Source organism: Rhizobium leguminosarum, assembly GCF_010668065.1.
GTDB lineage: Bacteria > Pseudomonadota > Alphaproteobacteria > Rhizobiales > Rhizobiaceae > Rhizobium > Rhizobium leguminosarum_S.
In genome coordinates this window covers 22,508-47,993 of the sequence record NZ_WUEN01000003.1, presented here as the reverse complement: position 1 = coordinate 47,993, position 25,486 = coordinate 22,508, and the positions used below count along the sequence as shown (strand labels likewise).

Genomic DNA, 25,486 nt, shown 5'->3' with positions numbered 1-25,486 from the left:
GCACTATCAGACAAAACCCTTGCCAGTTTCAAGATAGATGATAACGTTTCAATTAAATTGAGTGCCAAGGGCAAAGTCAACGTTTGGGAGGATGTGACATGACCAACAGCAGTGGATTCACGCATGAGATACGTCGCCGCACCCTGCTTGCGGGTGCGGGAAGTGCCGCATTGATGGCGTTGGCGAGCAGCGCCAACGCGCAGGATACCGTGAGCGGCGAACTTGTGGTGCTGAATTGGCTCGGTGGTTCCGAGCTCGACATGATGCACCAGATCCAGAATGCATTTACGGCGAAATATCCGAAAGTGACGATCAGGGAAGTTGCCATTACCGGCCAAGGAGACATGCGCGGTGGCATCCGCACGGCACTCATGGGCGGCGAAGTGGTCGATGTTCTCTACAACACCTGGCCGGCCTTCCGGAAGGAACTGCTCGATGCCGGCATGCTGCGGCCGATCGACGACCAATGGAAGTCCTTCGGCTGGGACAGGCTCATCAGCCCATCCTGGAAGGAACTCGGCGCTATAGCCGGCAAGACCTATGGCCTGACCTACACCTTCGGCAACCGCTCCGGCATCTGGTACAAAAAGGAGCACCTTGCCAAGGCGGGCATCATCGAGCTGCCGAGGAGCTGGGACGAGTTCGTTGCCACCTTTGCGAAGCTCACAAAAGCTGGGTTCGCGGCTCCGGTCGCCATTCCCGGCAAATACTGGGCGCATGCCGAATGGTTCGAAACACTGCTACTGAGAACGGCAGGCGTCGAGACGGCTTCGAAGCTAGGCGCGCACGAAATTTCGTGGACCGATCCGGCCGTGAAGAATGCGCTTACAAAGTATGCCGAAATGTTGACCGCGGGCTGCTGCGGCGCGCCGAACAGCATGCTCGCCAACGACTGGGACGGGGAAGCCGATCAGATCTTCCAGGCGAATGCCAAAAACTACCTGCTGATCGGCATGTGGATGAATAACCGCGCCAAGAACGACTACAAACTCACCGAAGGTAAGGATTACGGTCTTTTCCAGTTCCCCGCCCTCGGCATGGGTCATGACGACACGTCGAGCGTCGATACCAAGGAACTGCTCGTCACGACAAACGGCCCCAATCCGAAAGCAGCCGACGCCTTCCTCGATTTCTGGACAAGCGCCGAGGCCGCCAACATTCTTGCCAAGAACGGCTATGCGTCACCCAGCAGTAATACCGACACGTCGCTCTATGGCGAGACGCAGAAGGTGGCGACATCAGCGGTCGCAAGCTCGAAGCTGCAATTCGTGCTCGGAGATCTCCTGCCCGGCGATCTCGTCGATGAATATCGCGTGCAGCTGCAGAAATTTCTGCAGGATCCCTCGGATGCTAATATCGATAGCGTCCTTGCGGCAATCGAAACCAAGGCCCAGGGTTCCTACTGATGGCTGGCACCTCCGCTTCCCCGGTACGGGAAGCGGCGGGCGTGATGCAGGTTTCTCCGCTGGCGGTCAGCATTGAAGGCCGCCGGCGTCTGCTCAGGGACACGCCCGCCGCATTGATCCTGATCGCACCTGTCATCGTGCTCTTTGCCGTCGCCGTGGTCTATCCGCTGGTGGAGACTATCCGCTTGAGCTTCTGGGACATACAGGGCCTGCGGAAACCTTCCTTCATCGGCTTTGGCAATTATGTGCGGCTGTTTTCGGACGCCGCCTTTCGCAGCACGCTGCTGACGACCCTGATCTTCACGATCGGGACGACGGTGATTTCGGTCTCGATCGGCTGGGCTCTGGCAATGACGTGCGCGTTCGCGCCACGACAGACGCTGCCGTTCCGCGTGATGATCTTTGCAGCCTTCGGTATTTCGGAGGCTGTTTCCGGCTACATGTGGATCGGCATCTACAGGGCCGATGCCGGCGGCCTGCTCAATTCGCTGATTCAGCTTTTCGGGTTTTCCGGCTTCTCGCATGCTTGGCTCGGTGATGCCAATACGGCGCTGTGGGCACTCATCATAGCCGCATCGTGGAGCGGTGTAGGCTTGCCCCTGATGCTGATCTTCGCCGCCATCCAGGCAATCCCGAAATCCGTGCTCGAAGCAGCCTATATGGACGGCGCCAAGCCGCTCTCGACTATGCGCCATATCATGATGCCACTGTCGATGCCCGGCGTCCGTGTCGCGGTCTTCATCAATCTTCTGGGTGCGCTTCGCGCCTTCGACATCATCTATATCCTGACGGGTGGCGGACCGGTGCGCTCAACCGAGACAGTCGGCTATTTCATGTACCGGGAATCCATGACCCAGTTCAAACTGGGCTATGGCGCCGCCGCGACTGTCATCCTGCTGCTGGCCGTGCTCATCGTCTCGATCCCCGCCATCATCCAGCGAACGGCAGGTGCGAAATGATCGGCAAGGCTCCCCGCTGGATTGTCATCTTCGTCGGCACCATCGCCTGCATCTGGGTCATCCCAATCGTCGGTATCGTTGTCACTTCCCTGCGTCCTCCCGAGGGAGTCTCGCTTGGCTGGTGGCACTTCGATCGCTTCGATCTGACCTTCGATGCGTGGCAGCGAGTCTGGGACAAATATCCGCTCTCCCAATCCATGTGGGTGACGATGAAAACGGCGGGGATTGCGACGGCGCTGACGATGGTTTTGACGCCGGCAGCGGCCTACGCCTTCCATTTCCTCAATTTCCCGTTCCGCCGCATCTTGCTGATCATCATCATCAACGCATTCGTGCTGCCGCAGCAGGTTGTGATCATTCCGCTCTTCACGCTGTGGCGCGATCTCGGGCTGATCGACAACATTCTCTCCGTTCTCATTCCCTATGTCGGGATGTCCTTCGCTTGGTCGATCTTCCTCGTCAAGAATTTCTTCGAGGATTTCCCGCGCGAACTCGTGGAAGCAGCCAAGATTGACGGCTGCGGACCGATTGCGACTTTCCGTCATGTCGTACTGCCGAACAGTCTATCGCCGATCTTCGCCGTCGGCATCCTACAGTTTCTCTGGACCTGGAACGCCCTGCTGCTGCCGATGCTTTTCCTGCGCAATGATGTACCCCTGCCCGTGCTGCTCGCCCGCATCTCCGGGAGCTACGAGATCAATTGGGACCTGCGCTCGGTGGCGGCGATCATCACGACAATCGTTCCCCTCCTCGTCTTTCTTGTCTTCCAACGTCAGTTCGCCGCCGGCTCTCAAACCCGCACCGGCGCAAAGGAATAGGACCATGCCTAGCACCACAAACAAGCCGTTGCGCTACCGCCAGATCCATCTAGACTTCCATACGTCGGAACATATTCCCGGCATCGGCGCAGATTTCGATCCGGATACCTTCATTTCAACACTCAAGGCGGCGCATGTCGACTCGATCACGATCTTCGCCAAGTGCCATCACGGCTGGTCCTACTACCCGACCAAGGTCGGCAAGCCGCATCCGCAACTGGCCCGCCCGGACCTCCTCGGCGACATGGTGAAGGCCCTGTCGGCGGCCGATATCGAAAGCCCGATCTATATATCGGTACAGTGGGACGAGCTGTCGGCGCGCGAACATCCCGAATGGCGCGCCATGACCGCGTCGAACCAATACCATCACGACCGTCCGGACGACCCGTCGGCCGGCAAGCAGCTCAGCCCGGCGTGGCATACGCTCTGCCTCAACCATGCCGGCCTTCGGAAATACATTCTCGATCAGGCGCGCGAAGTCGCGCAAAGCTACCCCACGCAGGGTCTGTTCTTCGATATCATCCTCACGCCGGATTGTGTCTGCCCGGCTTGCATCGAGCGCATGCAGTGCGAGGGTCTCGATCCGGAAAACCCGGTGGACCGGCTGAAAAACGACGAGGCCGTCAACGAACAGTTCCGCCGCGAAACGAGCGAGGCGCTGTTCAAGGAGTTCCCGAATCTCCGCGTCTTCTACAATTGCGGACATATCCACAAGCAAGGCCCGAAGCGCTTTTCCACCTATTCCCATCTCGAGCTCGAAAGCCTGCCGACGGGCGGTTGGGGTTACGATCACTTTCCGTCCAGCGCGCGCTACGCGGCAACGCTCGGCATGGATTTCCTGGCTCATACAGGCAAGTTCCACACCTCGTGGGGCGAGTTCGGCGGATTCAAGCACCCCGACGCGCTGGAATATGAATGTGCGCAAATGATTGCGCTCGGATCGAAGTGCCTGGTCGGCGACCAGCTGCATCCGAACGGCGCCATCAATCCTGATACCTATGCCTCGATCGCCCCGGCCTATCGACGCGTCGAAAAGCTGGAGCCGTTTCTGGATGGCGCCAAGCAGGTCTCCGAGATCGCCATATTGTCGGCCGAGCATATGAACCCCAAGGGAGCGCGCAACCATCCGAGCGACGATGGCGCGGCACAGATGCTGCAGGAACTGAAGCGGCCCTTCGACGTGCTCGACAGCTCCGCTCATTTCGAGGAATACCGACTGCTGATCCTGCCGGATGAAATCCCGGTCGATGCTGCCCTTGCGGCGCGGCTGAAAGCCTATCTCGCCGGTGGCGGCAAGATCATCGCCTCCTGGCATTCGGGCATCGGCGAAGATGGTGCATTTGCTGTCGATTTCGGCATCGAGCGGCAGCCAACACCGGTCGCGTTCAGACCGAGCTATGTGAAAGCAGGCAAGGACCTTGATCCGTCCATGCCGAAAACGGCCTTCGTTTTCTACGATGAAGCCGAAACCGTCCGCGCGGTCGACGCAACGGTGCTGGCCGGTATCTACCCCTCCTACTTCAACCGGTCCTACAAACATTTCTGCTCGCACCAGCATGCTCCGGACGATACAGCCGCTGATATGCTTGGCGCTGCCGTGACCGAGCATGGGGGCACCGCCTATATAGCCTATCCGATCTTTCGGCTTTACCGGGCCATTGGCCAGCCGCTCTATAAATATGTTGTTCGCGGGCTTCTCGATCGTCTCGTTCCCGATCCGGCGATGGTTACCGATCTTCCCTCATCCGGCCGGGCAACGCTGACCCGGCAGATTGGGCACAATCGCCACATCCTGCATCTTCTTTACGGACCGCCGCAGATCCGCGGCAAGGATGTTCGTGGCGATGACGGCTCGACACGGGTGATGGAAATGATCGAGGACATCCCGGCGATCGGCCCGGTTAACGCCAGCGTGCGGTTGCCGGCAGAGCCGAAGCGGGTTTTCGATGCCATGACCGGAGAGGATCTGGCCTGGGAAGCCGGCGCAGACGGCGCCATCAGCATCACAGTGCCGCGCCTGCATATCCACAGAGCCGTGGTGTTCGAAGGCGTCTGATGCAGGTCGAGGTAGGGGAACCGTCGGACATTGCTCTTGCCGCCCGCAACGCTGGTGGGCGGCAGAGCGCTGGGCTATACGACGGAAAAGCGCTTCCCCTGGCGCTATTTCCCCTCAATGAGTGCAGGAGCCCGCTCGACATGCGACAGACGGACCAGACGGCCGGAAAGAGACGCGGAGCCACGATTATCGACGTTGCCAGGGTGGCGGACGTCGCTGTCGGCACCGTGTCCCGTTATCTTAACGGCCAGACGATCCGCCGGTCGAACCGCGAACAGATCGTGCGCGCAATCCAGGATCTGGGCTACCGGCGCAATGCTGCAGCGGCCTCGATCCGTACCGACCTTACCCATATGATCGGCTTCCTGGTGCCGACCTTCGACGAATTCCATGCCCGGATGTTGGAATATCTGGCCATTTCCGTGCGTCAGACCGGACGAGCGCTCTTGACCTACTGTCATGGCGGCGATCCGCGCGTGGTCGCCGAGGCTCTCGATTTCTTTGCCGCGCAACGCGTCGATGCACTGGTCATGGACGGCACGGCTGAGGTCTATGATCGCGTCGACGACCTGATCCATCACGACATTCCGATCATCTTCTACAATAACGACGTGCGTGGGCTCGCGGCGGACCGGGTGATGGTCGAAAATCACCGCGCGAGCCACCGCATCGTCAGCCATTTGATCGATCTCGGCCATAGCCGCATCGGCATCCTGACCGGTGATCCGCGTAACTCATCGGGCATCGAGCGTTTGGCGGGTTATGAGCAGGCGTTGCGCGACAGGGAAGTTACGATCGATCCGACGCTTGCAGCGCGCGGCAACTGGCGGATGGACGGCGGCTATGAGGCGACCAAGCGGCTGATGTCGCTGGAGAACCCGCCGACCGCGATTTTCTCCGCCAACTACGGCATGGCGGTCGGGGCGTTAAGCTGGCTGAAGGAGAATGGCCGGCACGTGCCCGAGAACATTTCGCTTGCGAGCTTCGACGACGTGGCGATCTTCCGGCTCTATGAGGCCGGCATTACGGCCGTCGCCCAGCCAGTCGCCAGCATTGCCGAGACCATCACCGACATTCTCGTGGAACGCCTGACGGAACCATCAGGAGGGGCGACCCGCAGCGTCGTTCTTGAATGCGACATCATTTTGCGGGGCTCGACGCGACGGATCACCTGACGCGTTCTGCCCGCCAAGCGGTTAAAGGGAGGAAGCTTTGGCCAGCGTAGAATTACACGATATCGACAAGTCCTATGGCAGTTTCGAAGCAATCGAAGGGCTCAATCTAAGCGTTGATGACGGCTCCTTCACTGTCTTTGTCGGCCCTTCCGGCTGCGGGAAATCGACGCTGCTGCGTATGATCGCCGGCCTTGAGAAGATCACCGCTGGCGATCTCAAGATCGATGGGCGACGCATGAACGAGGCCGATCCGATCGAGCGCGGCGTCGCCATGGTCTTCCAGAACTATGCCCTCTATCCGCATATGACGGTCGAGCAGAATATCGGCTTCTCGCTGCGCATGGCCGGCATGAGCAAGGCCGATATCGACAGGAGCGTCGCCGCTGCGGCCGCCACCTTGCAGATCGAACCCCTGCTCAAGCGCAAGCCCGCTCAGCTCTCGGGCGGCCAGCGCCAGCGCGTCGCGATCGGCCGGGCGATCGTGCGCAATCCGGCTGTCTTTCTGTTCGACGAACCGCTGTCGAACCTGGATGCCGAGCTCCGAGTCTCAATGCGTGTCGAGATCGCCAAGCTGCATCGGCGCATCGGCGCCACGATGATCTACGTCACCCATGACCAGACCGAGGCGATGACACTCGCCGACAAGATCGTCGTCATGCGCGCCGGCAAGATCGAGCAGACAGGGACGCCCGATACGCTCTATGCCGACCCCGACAACCTCTTCGTCGCCGGTTTCATCGGCTCGCCTCGCATGAATTTCCTGGATGGCACGCTGGATCCCAGTGGCGTGGTTAGCCTCGATTGCGGCGCTGTCTTCAAGACCGGTCTCTTGCACGGCGCAGGCGACATTCCGATCAAAGCAGGCATTCGGCCCGAGCACTTCAGCGGACGCGACGATGCTGGCGGCGCGATCGACCTCAAGGTCGACGTGGTGGAAAATCTCGGCGGCACCCGTTTCATCTATGGCACGCTGAATTCCGGGCAGGCCGTCATCATCGAGGACCGCTCCGAGACCATCCACCGCCCCGGAGAAATCGTCACTGCCGGCTTCCCCGCACGAAGGGCCCTGCTCTTCGATGGGGACGGTGAGCGCATCCGCGGGACGCGCCCCGCAAACACCCTTCCGGCGGAATAGCCATGACCGCTCATCTTATGTGGTACGATACGCCCGCACAGGTTTGGACCGACGCGCTGCCGCTGGGCAACGGCCGGCTCGGTGCCATGGTCTTCGGCGATCCTCTGCGCGAGCACCTGCAGATCAACGAATCCACCTTCTGGGCCGGCGGTCCCTATCAGCCCGTCAATCCAGACGCTTTTGGTCATCTGGAAACCGTGCGGCAGTTGATTTTCGACGGCCGCTATGCGGACGCCGAGGCGCTGGCCGAGAAACATCTGATGGCACGGCCGATCAAGCAGATGTCCTACCAGTCTATCGGCGATCTCCATCTCGAATTCGATCACCGCGAGAGCGTCTCCGGGTATCGGCGTGCGCTCGATCTCGATACCGCCATCGCTACGTCGTCTTACACTGCCGACGGTATCGCCTACCTGCGCGAAGCCTTCGTGTCGCCAGTAGATGGTGTGCTCGTCCTACGCCTCTCGGCCGACCGGAAACGCGCGATCAGCTGCCGGATCTCCATCGACAGTCTACAGCAGGGAGAGATGCGCATAGGCGAGGGATCCCAGCTGAGCTTTTCGGGCAAGGGCAAAGCAGAATCCGGCATTGCCGCCGCTCTCCGGTTCGCCTTTGGCATCCGGCTTATCAACAGCGGTGGAACGGTGAACGCTTCGGGGGGTGGCCTGTCGGTAGAATGCGCTGACGAGGTTCTGGTCTTTCTCGATGCGGCGACGAGCTTCAGGCGCTACGACGACGTGTTGGGACATCCCGAGCGCGATATCGTCGATAGGCTCGCAAGAGCCGCTTCGCGCGACTTCGTATCGTTGCGCGACGACCATATCGAGGAGCATCGGCGGCTGTTTAGCGCATTTGCCATCGATCTCGGATCGACGCCCGCAGCGTCGCTTCCAACCGACCAACGTATCGCTGGATTCGCTGGTGGCGATGATCCGGCGCTGGCGGCGCTTTATGTCCAGTTCGGCCGCTATCTGATGATTGCCTCCTCGCGTCCCGGGACGCAACCGGCCAATCTGCAGGGCATTTGGAATCCGGAAACGGATCCGCCCTGGGGTAGCAAATACACAGCCAACATCAATCTCCAGATGAACTATTGGCTGCCGGCACCGGCCAATCTGCACGAGTGCCTCGAGCCGCTCGTCGCAATGGCCGAAGAGCTTGCCGAGACCGGCAAGGCGATGGCACACGTACACTATCGCGCCCGCGGCTGGGTCATGCATCACAATACCGATCTCTGGCGCGCAACGGGACCGATCGACGGCGCCAAATGGGGCCTCTGGCCAACGGGCGGTATCTGGTTGATGGCGCAGCTGCTGGACGCTTGCGACTACCTTGATGACGCAGAAGCGATGCGACGTCGACTGTTTCCGATCGCCCGGGAGGCGGCGCACTTCCTCTTCGACGTGCTCGTCCCGTTTCCCGGCACGGATTATCTGGTGACGAACCCGTCGCTTTCACCCGAAAACGCACACCCGTACGGAGCTTCGATTTGCGCCGGTCCGGCGATGGACAGTCAACTCATCCGCGATTTTTTAGGTCTCCTGCGTCCTCTCGCAGTCTCAATCGGTGGAGAGATCGATCTTGTCGCCGACATCGATCGTGTGCTGCCGCGCCTTGCGCCCGACAGGATCGGTGCAAATGGCCAGTTGCAGGAATGGCTCGAAGACTGGGACATGCAGGCGCCGGAGATGCATCACCGCCATGTCTCGCATCTCTACGGCCTTTATCCGAGCTGGCAGATCGACATCGACAGAACGCCCGACCTCGCGGCCGCCGCCCGTCGTTCACTGGAGATCCGCGGGGACGACGCGACGGGGTGGGGCATCGGCTGGCGCATCAATCTTTGGGCGCGGCTGCGCGATGGCAACCATGCCCACAACGTACTGAAACTGCTTCTCACACCGGAACGAAGCTACAAAAACCTGTTCGATGCTCATCCGCCCTTTCAGATCGACGGAAATTTCGGCGGTGCAGCAGGCATCGTGGAAATGCTCGTGCAATCGCGCCCGGGGGAAATCCATTTACTCCCTGCGTTGCCGACGGCATGGCCGGGCGGCAGGATCCGTGGCTTGCGGCTGCGCGGCGGCATGCTGCTCGACCTTGACTGGGAGGATGGCGAACCGCGGACAATCAGGCTCACGGCCTCGCGCAATGTCAGTTCGATCCTTCGCTTCGGCCAAACGCGACGCAAAGTCGATCTCGCCGCTGGTGAAAGTTTTTTCGAGGGTGGAAGCGAGTTCCGCTAAATCCGCGCGGACGACGTGCTGGGCTGAGCTCTCAATTGAGGGCGGCACACGGATTGTCCGATCTGTCGGAGACGGGTTTGGCGGCTACACGCCAGACGTCGCCGAGATTGTCATTGTCGAACACTATTTGACAACAGCGGATGCCATTCGCGCGACGCGGCGGCTGATGGCACAGTCCGCGGTGAGACCGTACCGGCCGGAAGAAGTTCTGCCGGGCATTGCCGTCGGCGACGATGAAGCATCGCTTGCGAAGGCCGACGGCGATGATCGCGATGATCGCGATGAAAGGTGCTGCGATGGTCCTTGAGGATGCAAGCCGATAACCATAAACGGCCTTTCGTTCCGCTATTGTCACCGGACACGGAAACTGACATCATGGATTGGCAGGCTTCAATGAGCCGCTGATATTCCATGAGCAGGGTAGCTCTCGACCGGAAACGGGCGGGAGCTTTATTATTTTTTGGTGGGCGATGATGCATTCAGAAAGTTGGCGGGTCGGTGTGCTGTTCTCCGAAACGGGTGTGACGGGAGCCGTCGAAACAACCCAGAGGGCCGCGACCTTGCTGGCGATCGATGAGATCAACGCGGCCGGCGGCGTGCTCGGCAGGACGATCGAGCCCGTCGTGTACGATCCGCAATCGACGCCCAATCGCTACAAGGAACTTGCGGTTAAGCTTTGCGACGAAGACCGGGTCCGGGTCGTTTTCGGTTGCCATATGTCGAGCACCCGCAAAGCCGCTCTGCCCGTCATCGAGGCCCGTGATGCACTGCTGTTCTACCCGACGCTCTATGAGGGGTTCGAATACTCCCGGCACTGCATCTATACGGGTGCAGCCCCCAATCAAAACTCCGTCCAGCTCGTCGACTTCCTGACCGAGCACTATGGAAAGCGGGTTTTCCTTGTGGGTTCGAACTACGTCTATCCTTATGAATCCAACCGGACGATCAGCGACCTGTTTCTCCAGCTGGGCGGACAGGTCCTGAACGAGATGTATGTTCCCCTGAACCTCAAAAGCGAGGACGTTGCCAAGATCATCCGGCATATTCGCGCGGCACAGCCGGATGTCATCTATTCGACGATCGTCGGCGACGGTATCATTCCCTTCTACACGGCGTTCAAGGAGGCCGGTTTCGATGCGGCAACGATGCCGATCGCGAGCCAATCGACCAGCGAGGCGGACGTGATCCGTATGCGACCGGAGGTGGCCGAGGGTCATATCACCGCAGCCCCCTTCTTCGCCTCACTGGATACACCCCGCGCCCGCGCCTTCGTCTCGGCTTACCAACAGCGATACGGCCTGGAGATGCTGCCAACCGCGCCGGCCGAAGCGGCTTATTTCCAGGTTTATCTCTATGCGGCTGCTTTGCAGCGTGCCGGCAGCGATAGGCAGGAGGAACTTCTGCCGGCTCTCTACGATGTCGAATACGATGCGCCACAGGGCGCAGTGAAGATCGACCGGCTGACGAACCACACGCATCTCTGGCCAAGGGTTGCCAAAGTGAATGCGCAGGGCGGCTACGACATCGTCTACGATCCGTCGCTCCGGGTGGCGCCAGACCCGTTCATGCGCGAATATCGCCCGGACTTGACGCGGACTTTCCCACATCGTGTTCAGGTTTGAGAGGAGCGACGATGTCTTTCGCCCTTCTCAGAGATTTGCGGGATCTCAAGGTTCTGGTCATCCATCCCTGGACATCCGAAGGAGAGTTCCTCGTCGATCACCTGCGCCGTATCGGTTGTACGGTCAGTTGCCTCTGGCCGGTGCCTGCCGAGTTGCCGCACGGCACGGATGTCGTCTTCCTTGCTATGGAAGATGAGGCGCGACCGGAAATCGAACGCCTGCTGAAGTCTTTCCCCAATCCTGCCCCGACCATGCTTGCCATCGTCGGTTACGAAAACCCCTCGACGCTGCAGATCGTTCTGGAAAGCGGGGCACTCGCCATTGTCGAAAGACCGATCAAACCCTTTGGTCTGCTGACCAATCTCGCCATCGCCCGCAACCTGTGGCTGGAGCGGCAAAAGCTCGTCAAGGAAGCGCGCAAATACAAGCGCAAGGTACTGGGCGACCAGAAACTTGCCCGGGCCAAAGCCATTCTGATGGCCAATCGCGGCACCAGCGAGAATGAGGCGTATCGTGAAATGCGCGAGCAGGCGATGGCTCGGCGCGTGCCGATCGATGAAATCGCCAATTCGATTATCAACGCCGAACAGCTCTTGCGCCCTTCCCAAAAACATGATTAGTTTTTCATGTGTTTCAAACAAACACCTCCGGCACATCCCTTCGTTTGACGAAGCCATGTGCCGCTGTTGCACGCGGCGCTGCCGTGATGCGGTGATGGCAAAGGTGCCCGCAGGCTGTGACAGGCTTGGCGGGTTTTTTGTTGTCTGCTGACAGTGACGTCAGTTCTCTACTCATTACCGGCATTAAAGCCTCGCCGTTGGGCGGGCCACGCCGCCGTGTGCGCCAATCAAAAAAAGGGGAACCAAGATGGTGTTCAACAGACGTGAATTTCTGAAAACCGCAGCGACCGCTTCCGCCGCACTCGCCCTGCCGGCTCTGGGCAGCCGGGCCTTTGCAGCCGATGCCATCAAGGTCGGCGCGCTCTACTCGCAGACGGGCGGGCTTTCGGTTGCCGAGAAGCTTCTGGCAAACGGCGTCATGATGGCCGTGGCCGAAATCAATGCGACCGGCGGCGTTCTCGGTCGCCCCGTCGAGGTGGTCGTCGAAGACGGTGCATCCGATCCGAAAACCTTCAGCGAAAAGGCTTCGAAACTGATCCTCAAGGACAAGATTTCGACCGTGTTCGGCTGCCACACATCGGCCAGCCGCAAAGCCGTGCTGCCGATCTTCGAGCGACGCGGCGCGATGCTGTTCTACCAGACGCATTACGAAGGGTTCGAGTGCTCGCGCAACGTCGTCTATTCCGGCGCCGTTCCGAACCAGCAGCTCTCCAACTACATTCCCTGGATCGTCGAGAAACTGGGCAAGAAGAAATTCTTCATCGTCGGCTCGAACTATGTCTATCCGCGCGAAATGGCCAAGGTTTCCAAGAAGCTGATCGAGGCAGCCGGCGCCGAGTGGGTGGCGGACGAATATCTGGAACTTGGCCATTCGGAATGGGCCGTCATGGTCAGCAAGATCAAGGAATCCGGTGCCGACGTGGTCCTGTCCAACGTGGTCGGCGATTCCATCATCGCCTTCTACCGAGAGTTCAAGAACCAAGGGCTCTCGCAGGAGGTCCTGCCGATCTGCGCGACGGTCACCTCCGAAATCGAAATCGCGGCGATGGGCGCCGAATATGCGGCCGGAAGCTACACCTCCTTCCCCTATTTCATGTCGATCGACACGCCGGCGAACAAGAGCTTCATCGACCGCTTCAGGACCTTCGTCAACGATCCGAAAGCCGTCACCTACCATTCTCTCGAAGCCGCCTATTTCCAGGTCTTCCTGTGGAAGCAGGCCGTCGAAAAATCCGGCGATCTTTCAGCTGACGCGATCAGGGCCGGCATTCGCGGCCAAACCTATGAAGCGCCCGGCGGCAAGGTGACCACCGACCCCGACAACCTGCATTGCTGGCTGACGCCGCGCATCGGGCAATGGCAGGCGGACGGCCAGAGCAAGGTGGTCGATGCCTATCCGGCGCCGATCAAGCCGCTGCCCTATTCGGCCTATGGGGAGACGGAGAGCAATCTGTTTTGCACCAGCAGCGGTCTCGACGCCGCAAAGCTCAAGGGCTGACCCCTCCCCGCGTCGTCCCGCCATCCATGGGTGGCGGGATCATGTCTCGGTAAGGCGGGCCTCCACTCTTTCCGCAAGCTGCCATCCTTCCTTCAGGAGGGGCAAGGCGCAGGAGAGTTCGGCCCGCCCTTCTCACGAATGGTGGCGTTATGCTCGACATTCTCTTTATCGGCCTTAGTCTAGGATCGATTCTTCTTTTGGTGGCGCTCGGCCTTGCCATCACCTACGGCGCCATGGGCGTCATCAACATGGCCCATGGCGAGATGGTGATGATCGGCGCCTATGTCGCCGTCCTCTCGGGCATCTGGCTGAAGGCAAGCCTTCTGCTTGCGATCCCGCTGGCCTTCGTCGTGACGGCCCTGCTCGGTCTGCTGATCGAGCGGGTGGTCGTCCGGCGGCTTTATGGCCGTCTGCTGGACACGCTTCTCGCCACCTGGGGGATCGCCATCCTCCTGCAACAGGCCGTGCGGCTCGAATTCGGCCTCTCCTTTTTCGGCATTCATGTCGAAGGTCTTGGGGCCGGCCTGCAGAACGTCGCGGTGCCCGCCTACCTGCAGGGCACGTTCAGGCTCGCCGGCGCTGACATCAACGCCTACCGCACCTTCATCATCGCCGTTACCGCCGCGCTGACACTGGCGACATGGTTCATTCTCTACCGGACGGCGGCCGGCATGCAGGTTCGCGCCATCATCCGGAACCCGCAAATGGCCGCATCCTGCGGCATCGACGTGAAACGCGTCAACGCCATGACATTTGCTTTCGGTTCCGGCCTTGCCGGCGTCGCCGGCGTCATGATGTCCGGCTTCAAGACCGTCTTTCCCGACATGGGCACGACGATGGTCGTCGACGGCTTCATGGTGGTGGTGACCGGCGGGGTCGGCAGCCTTTTCGGCACCATCCTGTCGTCAGGGCTGCTCGGCGAAATCAATGCGCTGGTCGCCATCGGTACGAACGACATCCTGGCACGTGCCGTCGTGTTCGGGGTCGTCATTCTCGTCATTCTCGTCAAGCCCAGCGGGCTGTTCTCGTTCAAGGGGCGCTGACATGAGCATCGAACGGAAATTCCAGATCGCCGCCTATGTGCTCTTCATCGCGGTGATCTTCGCCGCCCCCGTTTTCGGCGACGAATTCTGGCTGAACCGCATTTCGAAATACCTGGTCTACGGGATGCTCGGCGTCGCCATCGCGCTCACATGGGGATATGCCGGTATTCTCAATCTCGGCCAGGGACTGTTTTTCGGTCTCGGCGCCTACATGCTGGCCATGTCGCTGAAGCTGTCGAGCCTGACCAGTCTCCAACAGGGCTCCGACAAGCCGGTTCCTGATTTCATGCTCTGGAATGCCGAGCCCGGCGCGCCGACGGAGCTTTGCTGCATCAACAAGGGCTCCTTCCTCTGGCTTCCGTTTCAAAGCCAGTCGGTGGGGCTTGTGCTCGGCATCGTGCTTCCGGTGGTGATTGCCGGAGCACTCGGCATGCTGGTTTTCCGCAAGCGCATTTCCGGCGTTTTCGTCTCGATCATCACGCTGGCGCTCGTTCTGCTTGTCCGTCTCGTCATGGTCGATGCGCAACCGGTGACAAACGGCTTCAACGGCCTGACGGATCTTGGCTGGCTGACGATCGGCGGCATCAAATTCGATCCCTACAGCCGGGCGACCTATTATCTGTGTGCCGCATGCCTGTCGCTGACGCTCATCGGTGCCCGTCTCATCGTTGAAACCCGCGCGGGCATGATTCTGCAGGCGATCCGCGACGATCATGTGCGCGCCCGCTATCTCGGCTTCGACGTCTCGCTCTACCAGGTGTTTTTCTTCGTGATTTCGGCGGGGATCGCCGGCGTTGCCGGCATGCTCTACGTGGTCGTCGCAGAGTTTGCGTCTCCGACGTTCATGGACCTGTCCTTTTCCGTGACGATGGTGGTCTGGGCTGCCGTCGGCGGCCGCTCCTCCCTGCTTGGCGCCTGCATCGGCGCAATCCTGATCAACATGATCGAGGCGGAGGTCAGCGAGACCGAGGCGCTGGTCGAGGCATGGAAGGCGATCATCGGTCTCATCTTTGTGCTTGTCGTTCTGTTCATGCCGCGCGGCCTTGGCGGCCTTGCACATGATGTGCTGCGGCAGTCTATCCGCCGGCTCAAACCGGGCGCGGCATCTTCACCGTTGCAGCAACAAAGCGAGGCATTGTGACATGAGTGCGATCGCATTGACCATCGACGGTCTCAGCGTCGATTTCGGCGGTTTCCGCGCCGTCAACAATGTCAGCATCACCGTCTTCGACGGCGAGCTGCGTGTGCTGCTTGGCGCAAACGGCGCGGGTAAGACGACCTTGATGGATCTGGTCAGCGGCAAGACGCGCAGCACGCAGGGCAAGGTCTTCGTCTACGACACCGACATCACCAACTGGCCCGAACACCGCATCGCACGCGCCGGCATAGGCCGGAAATTCCAGATCCCCAGCGTCTTTCGCGACCTTACCGTGCGACAGAATCTGGAGGTCGCCAATTGCCGCAACCCTTCGGTGCTCGCCAATCTTCGCTTCGGCTTTTCGCGCGCCGAGGCAAGGCGTGTGGACGACGTCCTTGCCCTCATCGGTCTCGATGCCGAGCACGACGTGATGGCTGCCTATTTGAGCCACGGCCAGACGCAGTGGCTGGAGCTCGGCATGCTCATCGTACAGGATCCCAAGGTGGTTCTGCTCGACGAGCCGACGGCCGGCATGACTCAGGCGGAAACCCGCAAGACCGCCCAGATCATCAACAATCTCAAAGGTCGCCATACGATCCTCGTCGTCGAACACGACATGGGGTTCGTCCGCGAAATCGCCGAGCGCATCACCGTTCTCCATCTCGGGGAGGTTCTGGCGGAAGGAAGCGTCAACGATATCGAACGCAATCCGAAGGTTCGTGAAGCCTATCTCGGTTCGAAAGGAATATCCTGATGCTGTCGTTGAAAGACGTGCACAGCTATTACGGCCGCAGCCATATACTGCACGGCATCACGCTCGATGTTCCGGCCGGCAAGGTGACAAGCATTCTCGGCCGCAACGGCACCGGCAAGACGACCCTGTTGAAAACGCTGATGGCATTGACCGACCGCATGACGGGCGAGATGCGTCTGCAGGGAAAGGACATGGCCGCATCCCCAACGCATGAAAGGGCAAGGGCCGGTATTGCCTACGTCCCTCAGGGCAGGGAGATCATTCCCGATTTTACCATCCGCGAGAACATCCTGATGGGCGCCTTTGCCCGCACCGATGGCAAACGCGAGATTCCTGCGCTGGTGCCGGAGCTTTTTCCATACCTGATGGCCAATCTCGATCGGCCGGGCGGCGTGCTTTCGGGCGGCCAGCAGCAGCAGCTCGCCATCGCCCGCGCGCTGGCCGCAGATCCTAAAGTGCTGCTTCTCGATGAACCGAACGAAGGCATCCAACCCTCCATCGTCGAGGAGATCGAAAAGATCATCATCCGGCTCAATCGCGAGATCGGCATGACGATCATCCTCGTTGAGCAAAACGTCGCATTTGCGCGGCACGCGTCTCACCAGTTCGCAATGCTGGAGAAGGGAGGCGTGGTCGCGGCCGGCGCCATCGACACGCTCTCCGACGCGCTTGTTCATCGGCATATGGCTGTCTGAAACAGACCGATATCCTTTCATAGAGACAATGGGAACAACCATGACATCGACACAAAGCTATACCGCGGCCACCATCCAGTTCGAACCGACCATGTTCGAAAAGGCGCGCAATATCAGCCGGCTGGCAGCCCTTTGCGAAGAGGCAGCGGAGGCAGGTGCGCGCCTGATCGTCACGCCCGAAATGGGCACGACCGGCTATTGCTGGTTCGACAGGGCCGAGGTGAAACCTTTCGTCGAGACTATCCCCGGAGCGACCACGGATGTTTTCCAGGCCATTGCCAGCAAACACCGCTGCTATATCGTCGTCGGCATGCCGGAAGTCGATCCGGCAAGCGATCTTTACTACAATACCGCCGTCCTGATCGGCCCAGACGGCGTCGTTGGCCGGCATCGCAAATCGCATCCCTATATCGCGGAGCCGAAATGGGCTGCCAACGGCGACATCGTCCACGAGGTATTCGAAACGGAGATCGGCCGGATCTCGATGCTGGTCTGCATGGATCTACACTTCTTCGAGACGGCGCGCCTGGAGGCACTCGCGGGTGCCGACATCATCTGCCATATCTCCAACTGGCTGCAGGAGCGCACGCCGGCACCCTACTGGATCAACCGCGCCTTCGAAAACGCCTGCTATGTCATCGAAAGCAACCGTTGGGGGCTGGAGAGAACCGTGCAGTTTTCCGGCGGAAGTTGCGTGATCGATCCCGACGGCAGGGTCGCCGCATCGATCGATACGGGCGACGGGATCGCCTATGGCACTATCGATCTCGCTCTTGCCCGCCGCCGCGAGGTCCTGTGCGAACCGGTATTCAAGTCCCGCCGGCCCGAACTCTACATGAACATGATGACCAACAGCTTCACCTGGAATCCGGGCGATTACTTCCGTCTCTATGGCTACCAGCCGATCCCGCGCGGACGCGCGTCGCGCGCCGCCGTCGCCCAGTTCGCCCCCACCTCCGTCGTCGCCGACAATCTCGCCCGCATCGGCGATCTGGCAGCCGAAGCGAAGGCAACGACAGCACCGGATATTCTGGTTTTCCCGGAACTATCTCTGACCGGACTGGAGGCCCCGCAAGGCCGGGCGGAACCGCTCTCGGGCCCGACGGTATCGGCCTTCGTTCGTCTCGCGATGAAGCTCGGTTTCTATCTTGTCGCCGGATTTGCCGAAGAGGACGGGGACAAGGTGTATAACAGCGCGGTTCTCGCTGGCCCTGAGGGGCTCGTGGGAAGCTACCGGAAGACGCATCTCGGCATTGCCGACAGCTGGGCGACCGCCGGAGACGAATGGAAAGTTTACGACCTTGCTATCGGCCGCGTCGGCCTGGCGATCGGCCATGACGCGCTCTATCCGGAAGCCATCCGTTCGCTGGCGCTGATGGGATGCGACGTGGTCGCTTGCCCATCAGCCATAGCAGGCACCTTCACCGGCAGCCACAACGGCACAAAAATCCCGCACAACTATCCGATCCCCAAGGGAGCGGATCCCTATCACTGGCATGCATTGCGCGTGCGCGGCGGCGAAAACAACGTCTATTTCGCCTTCGCCAACGTCCTGGATCCGGCGCGGGGATACCTGGGCAAGAGTGCGGTGTTCGGGCCGGATTCCTTTGCCTTTCCGCGCCAGGAATCGGCAATCCTGGACGAGGACGGGATTGCGGCGGCAGCCGTCGACACCACCAATCTCGATACGCCGTATCCGACGAACATCGTCCGGCGAAAGGATCTTGTCGTCATGCGCCAGCCGCATCACTATCAGCCCCTCGTCAAATGGCATCAGTGAGAGACCGGCAAGATGTCCACATTCACATTCGCGACCGTCCCGCAGATCATCGCGGGGCCGGGTTGCATCGCGAGGCTTTCGGAGCTGACAAAAACCCGGCTTGGGCCGCGTGTTCTGGTGATTTCGGACGAAGGGGTCGTCAAAGCGGGGCTCGTTCAGCGGGCCCTGGCGAGCCTTGCCGACGGCGGCGCTGAAATATCGCTTTTTACCGGCGTTGTCGCCGATCCGCCGGAAGCCATCATTCATGCGGCTGTGGCGCAGGCGATCGGTTTCGGCGCCACGGGTCTACTTGGCATTGGCGGCGGCTCGTCGCTCGATGTGGCAAAACTTGTAGCTCTGCTCTGCAAAAGCGGTGAAGCACTCGATGATATCTATGGAGTAGGCAAAGTAAGCGGGCATCGCTTGCCGCTGGTGCTTGTGCCCACAACGGCAGGCACCGGCTCCGAAGTCACACCGATTTCCATTGTCACCACGGGCGCATACGAGAAAAAAGGCGTCGTATCGCCGGTGCTACTGCCGGATGCGGCACTTCTCGATGCGGAGTTGACCCTCGGCCTTCCTCCGGCCGTGACGGCCGCAACGGGGATCGACGCCATGGTGCACGCCATCGAGGCTTTTACCTCCGCGAGTACGAACAACAATCCGGTTTCCCGGACCCTTGCCAAGGAGGCGCTTCGGCTACTCGGGGCAAATATCGAGATCGCAGTGATGAAAGGAACCGATCTCGCCGCCCGACAGGCGATGCTTCTCGGCGCAATGCTGGCCGGTCAGGCCTTTGCCAATTCGCCGGTCGCTGCCGTCCATGCTCTCGCCTACCCGATCGGTGGCCGCTATCACGTTGCGCACGGCCTTTCCAACAGTTTGGTCCTTCCGCATGTCCTGCGCTTCAACGCGATCGCGTGTGGTGATGCCTATGCGGAACTGGCGCCGTGCCTCTTTCCTCACCTTGAGCCTGCCGGTCAGGCCGAGCGGCTTTCCGGTTTCATCGAAGGATTGGCAATACTGCCTGTGCGCCTGAACCTGCCCGTACGCCTGAGGGATGTCGGAATTCCCAAGGACGGGCTGCCACTGCTTGCGGAAAGCGCCGTGGAACAGACCCGCTTGCTGGTCAACAATCCGCGCACGGTGTCGCTGTCGGATGCCGCGAGGATCTACGAAGTCGCTTGGTAAAAAGGTGCCTCGTGCTGGGCGTCCTGCCTCTTTATTGCCAGTAGTTGCAAAGCCGCTGACCCTGTGGTTGCATGTCCGGACTTCTGAGGGGGAGCCATTCATGCTGCGAAGAGCTTTCCTGCGACAGAGCGCGTTGTTCGGAGCTGCGCTTTCGACAGGATGCACGAGTGATGATGCAACGCCGACTGCGCCCGGCAAGGGGCAGCCTCTTATCGACGCTCATTGTCATCTATTCAACGCTTCCGACCTACCCACCACCCGCTTCCTGCGGCAGGTTGTTTTCGAAAACTACCCTGAGCAGTCCTTCCATGTCATGGGGTATGGGATCCCGACGCTATAGATGTCGCTATCGAATTGGCCTTGCGTCTCCTCGGAACCAACACAGCACCTGACGCTGATCAGGAAATCCGTGTGCTGACGAACAAGGCTCATCCAGAAAGAACTGCGGCAAATCGAGAGCAGGCGCGCCAGGCTGCCATCGAGGATATGGCAGGATTTCTCCTCGATATTGACAGGCGCAGCCGCAACCAGGGTCCTGCGACCATGGGAACCGCTGGGGAGCATGATGCCGCTCCACCGGAAAGCGGAGAAACGAAGTTTCTGGACTTCGTCATCGGAGGCAAGCGTGGGACAGCACGTGCGAGCGCAGTTGCTCCCCTGACCATGATCGAAGCTCGGCCCGCAAGTGCGCGTGCTTTCGTCGACCTTGGCATGTTCAGCCGTTGCCGAGAACGCACGTTCGATCGCAGCCGGAGCACAAGAAATCCAGTCGGCATCCGAAGATCTCTCCAAGCGCACCGAACAGCAGGCGGCCTCGGTCGAGGAGACTGCGGCGGCACTCGAAGAAATCACGACAACCGTCGCTGACTCAAGCAATCGAGCCCAGGAAGCAGGCCAACTCGTTCGTCAGACCAAGGAGAACGCCGAACGCTCAGGTATCGTCGTGCGAGATGCGGTTGCTGCAATGGGCAGCATCGAATCGTCCGCCTCGGAAATAGGCGCCATCATCGGCGTTATCGATGAAATTGCTTTCCAGACTAACCTCCTGGCGCTCAACGCCGGTGTCGAAGCCGCACGCGCAGGCGATACAGGCAAGGGCTTCGCCGTCGTTGCACAGGAGGTTCGCGAATTGGCCCAGCGTTCCGCAAAGGCCGCAAAGGAAATCAAGGGACTCATCAGCGCCTCGAATGCCCATGTGAAGAGCGGCGTTTCGCTCGTAGCTGAGACCGGTGGCAGCCTAACGGCTTCGACGGGCTAAGACCGCATGACGGATGACCACGGTGACGTGGAACTCTTCACCGTAGGCGCTCAGAAGCCGCGAGAACCCGCTGGATGGAGCGGCGGCATCGCTTAGCAGTCTTCAACAGGAATGCCACCGGCAGCGACAATCGCCTCGGCCGTATCGACATCGGTTAGCGCCGCGGTTCCCATCTCGACCTGGTCCAGATTGTTTGCGGAAACGCCGGGCATATCCGCGAGCAAGATAAGAACACCATCGGCGCCCTCGGCTACAGCGGCGGCAAATCCAGCCGCCAGCGAACTTGATATGCCCACTCTGTAGTCGGGATTGGGGATAACATGCAGTGACAGGCCGGTGAGAGCTTCGCGAATATCGTCTTGCCGATGGCCGACGACGATGACCGAAAGGGCGGTGCTGGCCTTGGCGATCAAAGCCGAGCGGCGCACGAGCGGCATTCCGTCAAACATCGCCAACAGCTTGTGCCCGCTGTTCGATCTCATGCGCGTCGCGGCGCCGGCCGCCAGCACAACGATTGATACATTCGCCTTTGCTCGCATCTTTTTCCCGATCCCACCAAGCGCCCGCTGCGTCGACAAGCTCCAGGTTGCGATGCCGCAGACGTGTAGACAGCGCGGTTTTGCCTCGCTGCGCAAGATGTTTTCGAAACGCCGCCTTGCCGCAGCTTAGCGTCCAGGCGAGCTATTTCCATCTGCGTCATCGACAGAGGGTGAACCTCTTTATGGGCGCTCCGCAGGCACCGTCTGGCGGCAGCTCGTGCGAAGCGCTTTGATGACCTCAGCAAGGATCGCTACTGAGATCTCAGCTGGATTGGATGCGCCGATGTCGAGCCCGATCGGCGCGTGGATCGTCGAAAGCGCATCGGCACCGAAGCCGTATGCGGCAAGGCGGCCTGTCCGCGCTACGTGGGTCTTTCGGCTGCCGAGCGCGCCTATATAGAAGCAGCCGGTGCGCAATGCCTGGGCCAGGGGAAAATCATCGATCTTGGGATCGTGGGTGAGTGCGACTAAGGCGGTATAGCGGTCGAGTGGATCCGCCATCAATGCATCAACGGGCCAATCGCTGCACATCTGCACATCGGGAAAGCGATCACGCGTCGCAAAGGCTGTGCGCGGATCGATGATGCGCACATCGAAGCCGGCCAACCTTGCCATCGGCGTCAGATACTGGCTGATATGGACGGCGCCGATGACGGCGATGCGCGGGGCAGGTATGTAGACATTGAGGAAGCCGCTGGCATCTATCGTGTCGAAAGCCATCGAGCGGCCAGACCGAAAGGCGCCTTCGACGAGCGCGGCAAATGGCGGCTCGACCGGATCCCCTTCCAGGAAGATATGCTCTTCTCCCCGAAAATCTGTCAGCAGCACGACGGCGAGACGTTTCCGGCGCGCGGCGTTCAAACGCTGCAGGCTGTCGCGGAGCATCAGCCGAGCCTCTCGACAAAGACACGGATGCGCCCGCCGCACGACAGCCCGACGCGCCAGGCGGTCTCGTCCGCAACGCCGAATTCCAGCATCTGCGCCTTGCCAGCGGCAATCACCTCGGCAGCGGCGGCAACCACCGCACCCTCGACACAGCCACCGGAAACCGAACCCTCGAAGTTGCCATCACCATCGACCACCAGCTGACTGCCAACCGGACGCGGCGCCGAACCCCACGTCTCGATCACCGTCGCAATCGCAACAGCTCGGCCCGCTTCCATCCAGTGCTCGGCCGTCAGCAGCGGGTCGGTCAGTTTCGTCTGGATGGTCATTCCTGCGGGCCTCAATCTAGTGTTGGTTTAGTTCTGAAAAGACTTCGGCAATATCCGCCTCTTTGACACTGTCTCCGACATACCAGCTCAAAGTGTCGTAGAAGCCGAGAAAGGAGCCCTTTGTCTTGGCTAGAAGGGCCATGGCTTCGGCAGCGGAGATCGAAAGCCTGCTGACGAAGAAACGAACGAGAGCGGCCTCGGCGTTCGGGTGGGCAAAGACAAGCGCTGTCGGAGAATTGGCCGAAATCGTCGGCAGGGCCGCAGCCTCCGACCTGCATGGCAAGGTGATCGACAAGCGGATATCTCTGGAGGATGCAGCCGCTTCGATTACAAAAGCCTCAGCGTCAAGAACCCAAGCCGAACGCGACGTGTCGAAATACTGGAAATCGCGCTGCGCCAGCCCAAGCGTTACCCTCTTCGCTTCTCCTGGCGCCAGATGAAGCTTGGTGAAGGACTTAAGCTCATGGACGGGTCGTTTGAGACCCGGCTTAATCGGCCGGACATAGAGTTGCACGATTTCCTTGCCGGCAACCGTACCTGTGTTGCGGATGGTAAGGGCGGCGGTGCAGCCGGCGCCGGGCGTGATCTCCTGCGTATCGAGCCTGAGATCCTCATAGGCGAACGTGGTGTAGCTGAGCCCATGGCCGAACGGAAAGGCTGGCGTCATCGCCTTCAGATCGTAGAACCGGTAACCGACGAAAATGCCCTCGCTATAGACATGCCGGCCATGCTCGCCCGGATAGGTGTGCCAGCCCGGAATATCCTGCATGTGAACCGGCATGCTGGCGGAGAGCTTGCCGCACGGGTTCTGCTCGCCAAACAGGATGCGGGCCAGCGCTTCGCCACCGCCCTGCCCGGCATAGAAACTGGCCAGGACGGCGTCGACATCCCCGATCCATGGCATCTCGACCGTGTCTGGCATCGAAAGCACGACGACTAGCTTGCGACCTGTCGCCGCCAACGCCGTGATGAGTGCATCGTGGCTGGGGGCGAGCTTCAGTGTGTCGCGGTCGTTGCCCTCGCCGTGACGGCTCTTCTCGTTTTCCGCAAACACGACAACTACATCGGCACGCTCCGCGGCTTCGACGATCGCCGCGATTGACGCCGTCACCTCGGGCTGCGCGACCGACAAGAAGGGCAGATGCCGGACCTTCAGGCTGTCTCCCGCCCGCGCGGCAATCTGAACGAACGGACTGTCGACGCGATAGGGATTGGTGGTAGCCGAGCCGGAGCCTTGGATAACAGGAGTGACGGCGCCGTCGCCGACAATGAGAAGCTCACCAGGCCCGGCGGGATCGAGCGGCAGCGCCTGGCCCTCATTGCGCAGCAGCACAATCGATTCCGCCGCGATGTCGCGCGCCAGCGCATGATGCGCCTCGAAATCCGCCGGCGTGCCGCGCCGCTCGCTCGACTTGCATTTGCGCACGAACGCCAGAACTTTGGCGCAAGCCGCATCGATCACCTCGGGCGCCACGTCGCCGGCGTTGATCGCCGCATGGAGACGCGCCTTGCGGGGCTTGCTTTCCGGCATGTCGAGTTCGGTGCCGGCATCGAGCGCTGCGGCACGATCCTTAATCGCGTGCCAGTCTGACAGGACAAGCCCGTCATAGCCCCATTCATCGCGCAGCACGGTTCGCAGCAGCCAATGATGTTCGGCTGCCTGGATGCCGTTCAGCGGATTATAAGCGCTCATCACGGTCCACGGCGCGCTCTTTTCGATGGCCCGCTCGAAGCCTGCCAAGTATATTTCGCGCAGGGCGCGCTCATCGACATCGGAACTGGTCGTGGTTCGCTCGATTTCGGAATTATTGCAGGCGAAATGCTTGAGCGAGGCGCCGACGCCGTTATCCTGCAATCCGCAGATGACGGCCGCTGCGATGTCGCCGCTAATAACAGGATCCTCGGAATAATATTCGTAGGCCCGCCCGGCCAGCGGCGTGCGCCTTATGTTGATGCCGGGCCCCAAAAGCAGATGAACCCCGAAGTCCTGGCACTCCGCCGCCAGCGCAGCGCCCATGCGATAGGCAAGATCAATATCCCAGGAAGAGCCGAGCAGATTGCCGTTGGGAAAGCACGTGGCTGGACGGGTGGCACCAAACATGCCGCCCGATCCGTCGCCCTGTTGCCCGACGAGATCGAGGAACGCCCGCAGACTGTCTTCGTCGTTGTCGCCGGCGTCGATCTGGGTGGTCGAGTAGCGCACCCCATAGGCCCCATCGGTCATGACGATCGAAGGAACACCGAGCCTGCTTATCGATGCCGTCTTCCACAGGCCACGCCCGCTCAGGAGATCGACCTTTTCGGCCACCGTCATCTGATCGACAAGCGCTCGAATTTCGGCGTCGCTCGGCTGGAACATG

The 25,486-nt window shown here is 60.6% G+C and carries 21 protein-coding genes and 1 pseudogene; 18 read left to right on the top strand and 4 right to left on the bottom strand.

The genetic code is table 11. The features are described 5' to 3' along the window. Window positions 1–98 precede the first annotated feature (98 nt). From GR198_RS08675 to GR198_RS08595, 17 genes and pseudogenes are all read left to right on the top strand, one after another. Window positions 99–1,406 (top strand): extracellular solute-binding protein, encoded by a 1,308-nt coding sequence (locus GR198_RS08675; RefSeq protein ID WP_164068334.1) that lies wholly within the window; start codon window positions 99–101, stop codon window positions 1,404–1,406. Continuing rightward, window positions 1,406–2,365, top strand: coding sequence for a carbohydrate ABC transporter permease (locus GR198_RS08670; protein ID WP_164068332.1), 960 nt, complete (start codon window positions 1,406–1,408; stop codon window positions 2,363–2,365). The genes GR198_RS08675 and GR198_RS08670 overlap by 1 nt, the downstream gene beginning before the upstream one ends. Continuing rightward, window positions 2,362–3,183 carry a carbohydrate ABC transporter permease gene (locus GR198_RS08665; protein WP_164068330.1) on the top strand — a complete coding sequence of 274 codons (822 nt, stop codon included), beginning with the start codon at window positions 2,362–2,364 and terminating at the stop codon, window positions 3,181–3,183. Before GR198_RS08670 ends, GR198_RS08665 begins: the two co-directional genes overlap by 4 nt. 4 nt (window positions 3,184–3,187) lie before the next feature. Continuing rightward, window positions 3,188–5,239, top strand: coding sequence for an alpha-L-fucosidase (locus tag GR198_RS08660; protein WP_164068328.1), 2,052 nt, complete (start codon window positions 3,188–3,190; stop codon window positions 5,237–5,239). A 140-nt stretch (window positions 5,240–5,379) separates the two neighbouring features. Continuing rightward, a complete protein-coding gene (locus tag GR198_RS08655; protein WP_164068326.1) occupies window positions 5,380–6,414 on the top strand; it encodes a LacI family DNA-binding transcriptional regulator in 1,035 nt (344 codons plus the stop codon). A gap of 37 nt (window positions 6,415–6,451) precedes the next feature. Continuing rightward, window positions 6,452–7,549: an ABC transporter ATP-binding protein gene (locus tag GR198_RS08650; protein ID WP_164068324.1), complete on the top strand. Its 1,098-nt coding sequence runs from the start codon at window positions 6,452–6,454 to the stop codon at window positions 7,547–7,549. Window positions 7,550–7,551: 2 nt separating this feature from the next. Continuing rightward, window positions 7,552–9,795, top strand: a complete 2,244-nt coding sequence (locus GR198_RS08645) for a glycoside hydrolase family 95 protein (protein ID WP_164068322.1) — start codon at window positions 7,552–7,554, stop codon at window positions 9,793–9,795. A 470-nt stretch (window positions 9,796–10,265) separates the two neighbouring features. Then, a complete protein-coding gene (locus tag GR198_RS08640) occupies window positions 10,266–11,417 on the top strand; it encodes a transporter substrate-binding domain-containing protein (RefSeq protein ID WP_164068320.1) in 1,152 nt (383 codons plus the stop codon). An 11-nt stretch (window positions 11,418–11,428) separates the two neighbouring features. Beyond that, window positions 11,429–12,037, top strand: a complete 609-nt coding sequence (locus GR198_RS08635) for an ANTAR domain-containing response regulator (protein ID WP_017956939.1) — start codon at window positions 11,429–11,431, stop codon at window positions 12,035–12,037. Between the two features lie 247 nt (window positions 12,038–12,284). Next, entirely contained in the window at window positions 12,285–13,535 is a 1,251-nt protein-coding gene (locus GR198_RS08630) for a transporter substrate-binding domain-containing protein (protein WP_164068318.1), read from the top strand. A gap of 149 nt (window positions 13,536–13,684) precedes the next feature. Continuing rightward, window positions 13,685–14,578 (top strand): urea ABC transporter permease subunit UrtB, encoded by an 894-nt coding sequence (gene urtB / locus GR198_RS08625; protein ID WP_164068316.1) that lies wholly within the window; start codon window positions 13,685–13,687, stop codon window positions 14,576–14,578. A 1-nt stretch (window position 14,579) separates the two neighbouring features. Next, window positions 14,580–15,719, top strand: coding sequence for an urea ABC transporter permease subunit UrtC (urtC, locus tag GR198_RS08620; RefSeq protein ID WP_164068314.1), 1,140 nt, complete (start codon window positions 14,580–14,582; stop codon window positions 15,717–15,719). Window position 15,720: 1 nt separating this feature from the next. Further along, the gene (gene urtD / locus GR198_RS08615) at window positions 15,721–16,470 is read left to right on the top strand and encodes an urea ABC transporter ATP-binding protein UrtD (protein ID WP_164068312.1); all 750 of its coding nucleotides are present in this window, start codon (window positions 15,721–15,723) and stop codon (window positions 16,468–16,470) included. After that, window positions 16,470–17,165 (top strand): urea ABC transporter ATP-binding subunit UrtE, encoded by a 696-nt coding sequence (urtE, locus tag GR198_RS08610; protein ID WP_062940180.1) that lies wholly within the window; start codon window positions 16,470–16,472, stop codon window positions 17,163–17,165. Before urtD ends, urtE begins: the two co-directional genes overlap by 1 nt. Before the next feature lie 28 nt (window positions 17,166–17,193). Then, window positions 17,194–18,945, top strand: coding sequence for a nitrilase-related carbon-nitrogen hydrolase (locus GR198_RS08605; protein ID WP_164068310.1), 1,752 nt, complete (start codon window positions 17,194–17,196; stop codon window positions 18,943–18,945). A gap of 12 nt (window positions 18,946–18,957) precedes the next feature. Beyond that, complete coding sequence (locus GR198_RS08600; protein ID WP_164068308.1) at window positions 18,958–20,115, top strand: iron-containing alcohol dehydrogenase; 1,158 nt, start codon at window positions 18,958–18,960, stop codon at window positions 20,113–20,115. Between the two features lie 709 nt (window positions 20,116–20,824). Continuing rightward, a pseudogene (locus GR198_RS08595) lies at window positions 20,825–21,355 on the top strand (methyl-accepting chemotaxis protein); the annotation flags it as partial. 110 nt (window positions 21,356–21,465) lie between these two features. Here GR198_RS08595 and GR198_RS08590 read toward each other — a convergent pair. Further along, window positions 21,466–21,855, bottom strand: coding sequence for a nucleotidyltransferase family protein (locus tag GR198_RS08590; protein WP_246711076.1), 390 nt, complete (start codon window positions 21,853–21,855; stop codon window positions 21,466–21,468). On the opposite strand from GR198_RS08590, the gene GR198_RS35725 reads away from it, so the two are divergent. Next, entirely contained in the window at window positions 21,776–22,042 is a 267-nt protein-coding gene (locus tag GR198_RS35725) for a hypothetical protein (protein WP_246711095.1), read from the top strand. The two genes, GR198_RS08590 and GR198_RS35725, sit on opposite strands and share 80 nt — an antisense overlap. 50 nt (window positions 22,043–22,092) lie before the next feature. On the opposite strand, the gene GR198_RS08585 is transcribed toward GR198_RS35725, so the two are convergent. The 3 genes from GR198_RS08585 to GR198_RS08575 are packed head-to-tail and all read right to left on the bottom strand — an operon-like array spanning window position 22,093 to window position 25,485. Further along, the gene (locus GR198_RS08585; protein WP_164068304.1) at window positions 22,093–22,797 is read right to left on the bottom strand and encodes an XdhC family protein; all 705 of its coding nucleotides are present in this window, start codon (window positions 22,795–22,797) and stop codon (window positions 22,093–22,095) included. Continuing rightward, complete coding sequence (locus tag GR198_RS08580) at window positions 22,797–23,126, bottom strand: XdhC family protein (protein ID WP_164068302.1); 330 nt, start codon at window positions 23,124–23,126, stop codon at window positions 22,797–22,799. Before GR198_RS08580 ends, GR198_RS08585 begins: the two co-directional genes overlap by 1 nt. A gap of 16 nt (window positions 23,127–23,142) precedes the next feature. Then, window positions 23,143–25,485: a beta-glucosidase family protein gene (locus tag GR198_RS08575; protein ID WP_164068300.1), complete on the bottom strand. Its 2,343-nt coding sequence runs from the start codon at window positions 25,483–25,485 to the stop codon at window positions 23,143–23,145. Between the last annotated feature and the right edge of the window lies 1 nt (window position 25,486).

Coding starts and splice junctions, on each gene's coding strand:
- GR198_RS08675 (WP_164068334.1), top strand. CDS start 99: ATGACCAACAGCAGTGGATTCACGCATGAGATACGTCGCCGCACCCTG.
- GR198_RS08670 (WP_164068332.1), top strand. CDS start 1,406: ATGGCTGGCACCTCCGCTTCCCCGGTACGGGAAGCGGCGGGCGTGATG.
- GR198_RS08665 (WP_164068330.1), top strand. CDS start 2,362: ATGATCGGCAAGGCTCCCCGCTGGATTGTCATCTTCGTCGGCACCATC.
- GR198_RS08660 (WP_164068328.1), top strand. CDS start 3,188: ATGCCTAGCACCACAAACAAGCCGTTGCGCTACCGCCAGATCCATCTA.
- GR198_RS08655 (WP_164068326.1), top strand. CDS start 5,380: ATGCGACAGACGGACCAGACGGCCGGAAAGAGACGCGGAGCCACGATT.
- GR198_RS08645 (WP_164068322.1), top strand. CDS start 7,552: ATGACCGCTCATCTTATGTGGTACGATACGCCCGCACAGGTTTGGACC.
- GR198_RS08640 (WP_164068320.1), top strand. CDS start 10,266: ATGATGCATTCAGAAAGTTGGCGGGTCGGTGTGCTGTTCTCCGAAACG.
- GR198_RS08635 (WP_017956939.1), top strand. CDS start 11,429: ATGTCTTTCGCCCTTCTCAGAGATTTGCGGGATCTCAAGGTTCTGGTC.
- GR198_RS08630 (WP_164068318.1), top strand. CDS start 12,285: ATGGTGTTCAACAGACGTGAATTTCTGAAAACCGCAGCGACCGCTTCC.
- urtB (WP_164068316.1), top strand. CDS start 13,685: ATGCTCGACATTCTCTTTATCGGCCTTAGTCTAGGATCGATTCTTCTT.
- urtC (WP_164068314.1), top strand. CDS start 14,580: ATGAGCATCGAACGGAAATTCCAGATCGCCGCCTATGTGCTCTTCATC.
- urtD (WP_164068312.1), top strand. CDS start 15,721: ATGAGTGCGATCGCATTGACCATCGACGGTCTCAGCGTCGATTTCGGC.
- urtE (WP_062940180.1), top strand. CDS start 16,470: ATGCTGTCGTTGAAAGACGTGCACAGCTATTACGGCCGCAGCCATATA.
- GR198_RS08605 (WP_164068310.1), top strand. CDS start 17,194: ATGGGAACAACCATGACATCGACACAAAGCTATACCGCGGCCACCATC.
- GR198_RS08600 (WP_164068308.1), top strand. CDS start 18,958: ATGTCCACATTCACATTCGCGACCGTCCCGCAGATCATCGCGGGGCCG.
- GR198_RS08590 (WP_246711076.1), bottom strand. CDS start 21,855: ATGAGATCGAACAGCGGGCACAAGCTGTTGGCGATGTTTGACGGAATG.
- GR198_RS08585 (WP_164068304.1), bottom strand. CDS start 22,797: ATGCTCCGCGACAGCCTGCAGCGTTTGAACGCCGCGCGCCGGAAACGT.
- GR198_RS08580 (WP_164068302.1), bottom strand. CDS start 23,126: ATGACCATCCAGACGAAACTGACCGACCCGCTGCTGACGGCCGAGCAC.
- GR198_RS08575 (WP_164068300.1), bottom strand. CDS start 25,485: ATGTTCCAGCCGAGCGACGCCGAAATTCGAGCGCTTGTCGATCAGATG.